We start from the raw sequence: 6293 nt of genomic DNA on the forward strand, positions 1-6293 counted from the left end.
GGATAGTAGGAATAATACTTGCATTATTTACAATTATAACCCTGAAAATAAGATGAACCAGATAAAAGGGAAAAAAATAGGAATTATAGGACTTGGAATTAGTGGATTTGATACAGGTATTTTTTTACTTGAAAACGGAGGAGAGGTTTTTATTTCTGAAAAAAATGTTAATGAAGACATACTGGAAAAGGTTAATATTTTAAAAGAAAAAGGAGCAAAAATTGAAACAGGAGAACATACCCCTGAATTTTTTAGAGAAGTTGAGTTTGTTGTAATAAGTCCAGGAGTGGATGAAAAAAATGAGTTTATAGATTTTTTAAAAAAAAGAAAAATCCAGTTTATAAGTGAAATAGAACTTGCTTATAATTTTTCAAAAAGCAAAAAAATAATTGCAATAACAGGAACAAATGGAAAAACGACCACGACCACCCTTATTGGAAATATTTTTAAAAAAGCAAATTATCCATCGGTTGTATGCGGTAATATAGGAAATACATTTATAGGAGAGATTAAAAACATAGAAGAAAAAACGTGGATTATTCTGGAAGTCAGCAGTTTTCAGTTAGAAAAAATAGTAAATTTCAGACCTTATATATCCTGCCTTTTAAATATTGATTATGACCATTTTGACAGATATTTAAACATGGAAGAATATATACAGGCAAAAAAAAGAATTTTTGAAAATCAAAAAGAAAATGATTTCAGTGTGTTAAATTTTGATGATTATCATACAAAAAGATTATTGAAAGACATAAGAAGTCAAAAAAGATTTTTTAGTTTTTCAAAAATTTCAAATGGTGTTTATTATGAAAACGAAAATATATTTCTGAATCTGGATAACAAAAATTTAAAAATCCTTGAAACGAAAAATTTAAAAATTCAGGGGAAAGGAAATATTGCCAATATAATGGCTTCTTCTTTGATTTCTATTCTATGCGGAATTGAACAGGAAACAATAAAAACTGCAATTGAAAATTTTGAAGGTCTTCCTCACAGAATGGAAAAAGTTGCTGAAATTGATGGTGTTATCTATATAAATGACTCTAAATCAACAAATCCCCATTCTGTTAAAAATTCTGTATTAAGTTTAAAAGGTAAAAATAATATAATTTTGATACTTGGTGGAAAAGATAAAGGATTTCCATACCATCAACTTACAAAATATCTTAAAAATAGGGTTAAGTTTATAATTCTTCTTGGAGAAGCAAAAGAAAGGATAAAAAAAGAACTTGCATCATCAAATATACCAATGGAATATGTTGGAAATTTAAAAGAAGCAGTTATACTATCAAAAAAGGTTGGGAAAAAAGGAGATTTTGTCCTTTTTTCTCCCGGTTGCTCTTCTTTTGATATGTTCAAAAATTACGAGGAGAGAGGCGATGTTTTCAAAAAAGAAGTATTTTCTTTATGTTAGTATTTTTGTTTCAACTTTTTCACTTATTCTTCTCGGAACTGTTTTTGTTTTAAGTTCAAGTTTTTTTTATGGATTGGAAAAAAATAATTTAATATTATATTTTGAAAAACATTTAATTTATCTATTTGCTGGCTTATTTATATTTTATCTAATTCAGAAATCGGATATAAAAAAACTGGAAAAATATGGACTTATGATTTTGGGAATTTCTCTGATAATTTTGCCTTTACCAAATATTCAGGGAGGACTGAGATGGATAAAAATTGGACCTTTTTCTTTTCAGCCATCTGAATTTGTAAAAATTACTTTCATTATATATCTGGCTATTTATTTAAAGAAAAGAATTTCTATGGTAAATAATTTAAAGACACTCATAATACCCATCATCATTTATCTTTTTATTATCGCAATTTTACAATTACAAAAGGACTATGGAACATTTTTAATTATCTCTGTTACTTTCCTGGGAGTTCTTTTTTTATGTGGTCTTAAATCAAAATATATTTTTTCTATCTCTGGATTTTTTATAATTTTAATGCTTGGACTAATTCTTCTTTCACCTTATAGAATAGAAAGAATTAAGTTATATCTGAATAAAAATGAAGACCCGCTTGGCAAAAACTTTCCACCCAAACAGGCAAAAATATCATTAAGTTCAGGAGGTTTATTTGGAAAAGGACTTGGTGCGGGAACAGGAAAACTGAAATTTGTTCCAGAAATTCATAAGGATTTTGTTTATGCTGTTGTAGGAGAAGAACTCGGTTTTGCCGGTTCTTTTGGAATTCTTCTTCTTTTTAGTATTATAGTTTTTTGTGGACTTGAAGTTTCCAAATTCTGCAATGATTTATTTGAAAAGATTTTAGCATTTGGAATAAGCACTTCTTTTGGGACTCAGTTTTTATTACACGCAGGTGTTGTTCTATCTATTCTACCACAAAAAGGAACAACTCTTCCCTTCTTCAGTGTGGGAGGTTCTTCTCTTTTAGCAAATTTAATCTCACTTGGAATTCTACTAAAAATTTCTGAAAATATAATAAATCAGGACCATTCAAAGGATATAGAAGAAACAATTTTAAAATTAAAATGAACTTGAAAGGAATTGTTTTTGATGGTGATGGTGTTTTATTTGATACAGAAAAATTGCATGTAATTGCATGGAAAACCATCTTCAAATTTCATAACATTGAACTGACAGAAGACGACTTTGCTGAAGGAGTTGGTGTTGAGGACAGGGTTTTTTTAAAAAATTTAAAAAAGAAAGGGAAAATTAAAAAAATTTTTAAAATAGAAGAATTGGTTTCAGAAAAAAATAAGCAGTTGCTTAAAATTGTGAACAAAAAGAATTTAGGAGTTTCTGAAGAAACAAAAAAAATACTTAAATTTTTAAAAAACAAATACAAAATTGCACTTGCTTCAAATTCTGAAAAAAAATTTGTTTTAAAGGTACTTAAAATTTCAGATATATATAAATTTTTTGACCTTGTAATTACAAGAAATGATGTTAAGAAACCAAAACCATTTCCTGATATATATACCGAGGTTTCCAGAAAATTGAAAATACCTGCAAAAAATATAATTGCTTTTGAGGATTCTGAAACAGGAATTATCTCGGCAAAATCAAGTGGAATTTTCTGTGTTGCTCTTCCTTCTACTCAACCACTTGAAAAAATTAAAATTGCTGATATAATCATACACAAATTAAGTTTAAATAATGTAAAAAAGGTGATAAAAATTTTTGAGGAGAAAAATGAAAGTTAAAAATATAGAATCGGAAAGAATAAGAAATTTACCAATTTATATGTTTCAAGCAATAAATGCAAAAAAATTACAATTAAGAAGAGAAGGAAAAGATATTATTGATTTTGGTATGGGAAATCCTGATAAACCACCACCCGCACCTGTGATAGAAAAATTAAAAGAAGTTTTGAAAGATCCAAAGGTTCACAGATACAGTGCTTCAAAAGGAATTTTTCACTTAAGAAAGGAAATAGCGAACTGGTACTTAAAAAGATTTGGAGTTAAACTTGATCCTGAAGAAGAAGTAGTTGTCTGTATCGGTTCAAAGGAAGGGATAAGCCATCTTGCTCTTGCAATTTTTGATAAAGGGGATGTTGTTCTTATACCAAATCCTACTTATCCAAGCCATCTTTACAGTGCAATTATTTCAGGAGCGACAATATATGATTTACCACTAAAAAAAGAGAACAATTTTATTCCTGATCTCAATCAACCAATTTATGACAGATTTCCTAAACCAAAAGCAATGATTTTAAGTTATCCTAATAATCCCACAACACAAATTGTTGATATTGATTTTTTTAAAGATGTTGTGAAATTTGCAAAGAAAAAAGACCTTATTATTATACATGATATTGCTTACTCAGAAATATATTTTGAGGATAAGGATAGACCACACAGTTTTCTTGAAGTAAATGGAGCAAAAAGTATTGGGATAGAATTTTATTCTCTTTCAAAAACATATAATATGGCTGGTTGGAGGGTTGGTTTTGCCGTTGGAAATAAATATGTGATAAGAGCATTGACTAAATTAAAAAGTTATTATGATTATGGGATTTTTACTCCAATTCAGGTTGCTGCAATATGTGCCTTAAGATTGGAAGAAAAATATATAAATGAAGTGAGGGAGACATATAGAAAAAGAAGAGATGTTATGGTTGAAGGACTGAATAGAATTGGATGGAATGTTGAAAAACCAAAAGCAACTTTATATATATGGGCAGAGATTCCTGAAAAATTTAAAAAAATGGGTTCAATGAAATTTTCCTTATATCTCCTTGAAAATGCCCATGTTGCAGTTTCTCCAGGTGCTGGCTTTGGAAAATATGGAGAAGGATATGTAAGATTAGCACTTGTTGAAAATGAACACAGAATAAAACAGGCAATCCGTTCTTTAAAAAATTTAATTAAAAACAAAAAATAAAACTATATAGATAAAAATCCTTTTAAAAATTTTGAGATATACGCATCTTCATTTGAATAATCAGAAACAATCTTTGCAATTTTTTTAACCTTCTCTTTTGCATTTACGGGAACGACTGAAATTCTTGCATATAAAAGCATTTCAATATCATTTTCTCCATCTCCAAAAGCAATTATTTCATCGGGTTTTATATTGTAATATTTGGCAAGTGCTTTTAAAGCAATTCCTTTATTCACCCCTTTATTCATGAATTCAAGATATTCTGGATTTGTTTTTACAATATTCAAACTTTTACCAAAAAGTTTTTTGAAATATCTGTACTGGAAATCTCTCGTCCTTTTAATATTCTCATTTTCAGTATCTGTTATTAAAATAAGTTTTGTTGGTTTTTTATTTTTAAAATTTTCTAAACTATCAACAAAAAAATATTTTGCACCTGTCTGTTTTGAGTAAATATCAACATATTTTTTTAACAATGGGTCATTCACAGCATAAAGAGTATCATTATAGTAGAAATTAAGAAGGAATTTGTTCTCCAAACAATAATTAATTATAAACTTTGAGTACTTTAAAGGAACAGGATTATGATAAATTATTTTTCTTTTTTCTTTTTCTGTTAATCTGACCATTGCACCATTATAAACAATAAGAGGAGTATCAATTCCAAGAATTTCTGAATATACAGAAACACAATCAGTCATTCTTCCTGAAGCAAGAACAACAATGCCACCGGATTTATAAAATTTTTTTAAGGTTATTTTATCTTCTTTATTAATTTCTCCTTTATTGTTAAGTAGAGTCCCATCAAGATCTATCGTAAGTAATTTTATCATTTTGTCAGATTTAAATTTTATCTTTTTTTATTCTGCATAATTTCTGCTCTCTTTAAATATTCTTTATAGGTTACAAGTTTAAATTCTTTTATTATTTTTTCTATTGATATTTTTCTATCAACAACTTCTATTGTAAAAATCGCTTCATCCCCAAAAGTTTCTAGTTTCACTCCATCCTTATATTTTTCAATTATTTTTCTTACTTTATCTCCCTGGTAATCCCAGTGAAAAACAGTTCTTTCAAGATTTATATCTGACCATACCCAGTATGAAAATCTGTCTGTTTTTACCAACCATCTTCCAGTATTATCTATTATTCCAGAATTTAAAGACCATATACCAGCAACTATAAAAACCTGATATAAAAGAGATATTGAATTTAATATTTTACCTGCAGGATATGCTGAAGAAAAAACAAGTAATTTTGCTCCATTATTCACCTGATATTTTAAGTCATAATGCCAGTTTGCATCAAAACAAATAAATGCACCAATTTTACCAAATTCTGTTTCAATTGGTTTCTGATCCTTTCTTCCAGAATAAATACCTTTCTCTATTTCTCCTTCTGTTGGATGAATTTTATCATATTTTCCTACTATATCTCCTTTCCTGTTTACAAAAAAACAACTATTATAAATTTTTTCATCAACTAAATCATAACTTGACCCACAAACCCAGCAATTTGTCTTTCTCGCAATATATTTTAAAAACTCTTTTATCTTTTCCCATTTTCCAAAATCTCTTTTTTCAAATTCAATACCAACATATGCAAAAACCTCAGGTAAGACAACAAGGTCAGGATTTATATTTTTTATATCCTTAAAAATATTCTCAATATAAGATAAATTATCTTCAATCTTTCTTACTTTTCTGTATTCATATGCCATAGAAATAGCAACAGTTCGCATACTTTCTCCTTTTTAGTTTTTATATTACCAGTAAATAAACTTTGTAAAAAGATTTTTTTCAACAGGTGTAAGTTTCTCAACATCAGATATAATATATCTATCCTCAAAAATATCTATTAAAAGTTTACCCTTCTTACCAATGTCAATTGCCTTACTCCTTTCCCATCTCAAGTAAAACTCTTTCTCGCCTTTATCTG

Annotated in this window: 6 protein-coding genes; 4 read left to right on the forward strand and 2 right to left on the reverse strand. The window is 27.9% G+C overall.

From position 1 onward, the window contains the following. From murD to PKV21_08425, 4 genes are all read left to right on the forward strand, one after another. Window positions 1–1414, forward strand: a 1414-nt coding sequence (murD, locus tag PKV21_08410; protein HOM27510.1) for a UDP-N-acetylmuramoyl-L-alanine--D-glutamate ligase, incomplete at its 5' end; no start/stop codon positions are given. Further along, window positions 1380–2501 (forward strand): putative peptidoglycan glycosyltransferase FtsW, encoded by a 1122-nt coding sequence (locus PKV21_08415; GenBank protein ID HOM27511.1) that lies wholly within the window; start codon window positions 1380–1382, stop codon window positions 2499–2501. The genes murD and PKV21_08415, both read left to right, overlap by 35 nt. Then, on the forward strand, window positions 2498–3172 hold the full coding sequence (locus PKV21_08420; protein HOM27512.1) for an HAD family phosphatase: 675 nt from the start codon (window positions 2498–2500) through the stop codon (window positions 3170–3172). Before PKV21_08415 ends, PKV21_08420 begins: the two co-directional genes overlap by 4 nt. Further along, entirely contained in the window at window positions 3162–4355 is a 1194-nt protein-coding gene (locus tag PKV21_08425) for an aminotransferase class I/II-fold pyridoxal phosphate-dependent enzyme (protein ID HOM27513.1), read from the forward strand. The genes PKV21_08420 and PKV21_08425 overlap by 11 nt, the downstream gene beginning before the upstream one ends. 2 nt (window positions 4356–4357) lie before the next feature. Here PKV21_08425 and PKV21_08430 read toward each other — a convergent pair whose 3' ends face one another. Together PKV21_08430 and PKV21_08435 are read right to left on the reverse strand one after the other, a co-directional pair. Further along, complete coding sequence (locus PKV21_08430; protein ID HOM27514.1) at window positions 4358–5188, reverse strand: Cof-type HAD-IIB family hydrolase; 831 nt, start codon at window positions 5186–5188, stop codon at window positions 4358–4360. A gap of 17 nt (window positions 5189–5205) precedes the next feature. Continuing rightward, on the reverse strand, window positions 5206–6096 hold the full coding sequence (locus tag PKV21_08435) for a carbon-nitrogen hydrolase family protein (GenBank protein HOM27515.1): 891 nt from the start codon (window positions 6094–6096) through the stop codon (window positions 5206–5208). Window positions 6097–6293: the final 197 nt, after the last annotated feature.

The sequence above is a fragment of the bacterium genome, assembly GCA_035371905.1.
In the GTDB taxonomy this organism is placed as follows: Bacteria; Ratteibacteria; UBA8468; order B48-G9; family JAFGKM01; genus JAMWDI01.

What these genes read in the sequence shown, in the direction of transcription:
- PKV21_08415 (HOM27511.1), top strand. Translation starts at nt 1,380, where the DNA reads ATGTTTTCAAAAAAGAAGTATTTTCTTTATGTTAGTATTTTTGTTTCA.
- PKV21_08420 (HOM27512.1), top strand. Translation starts at nt 2,498, where the DNA reads ATGAACTTGAAAGGAATTGTTTTTGATGGTGATGGTGTTTTATTTGAT.
- PKV21_08425 (HOM27513.1), top strand. Translation starts at nt 3,162, where the DNA reads ATGAAAGTTAAAAATATAGAATCGGAAAGAATAAGAAATTTACCAATT.
- PKV21_08430 (HOM27514.1), bottom strand. Translation starts at nt 5,188, where the DNA reads ATGATAAAATTACTTACGATAGATCTTGATGGGACTCTACTTAACAAT.
- PKV21_08435 (HOM27515.1), bottom strand. Translation starts at nt 6,096, where the DNA reads ATGCGAACTGTTGCTATTTCTATGGCATATGAATACAGAAAAGTAAGA.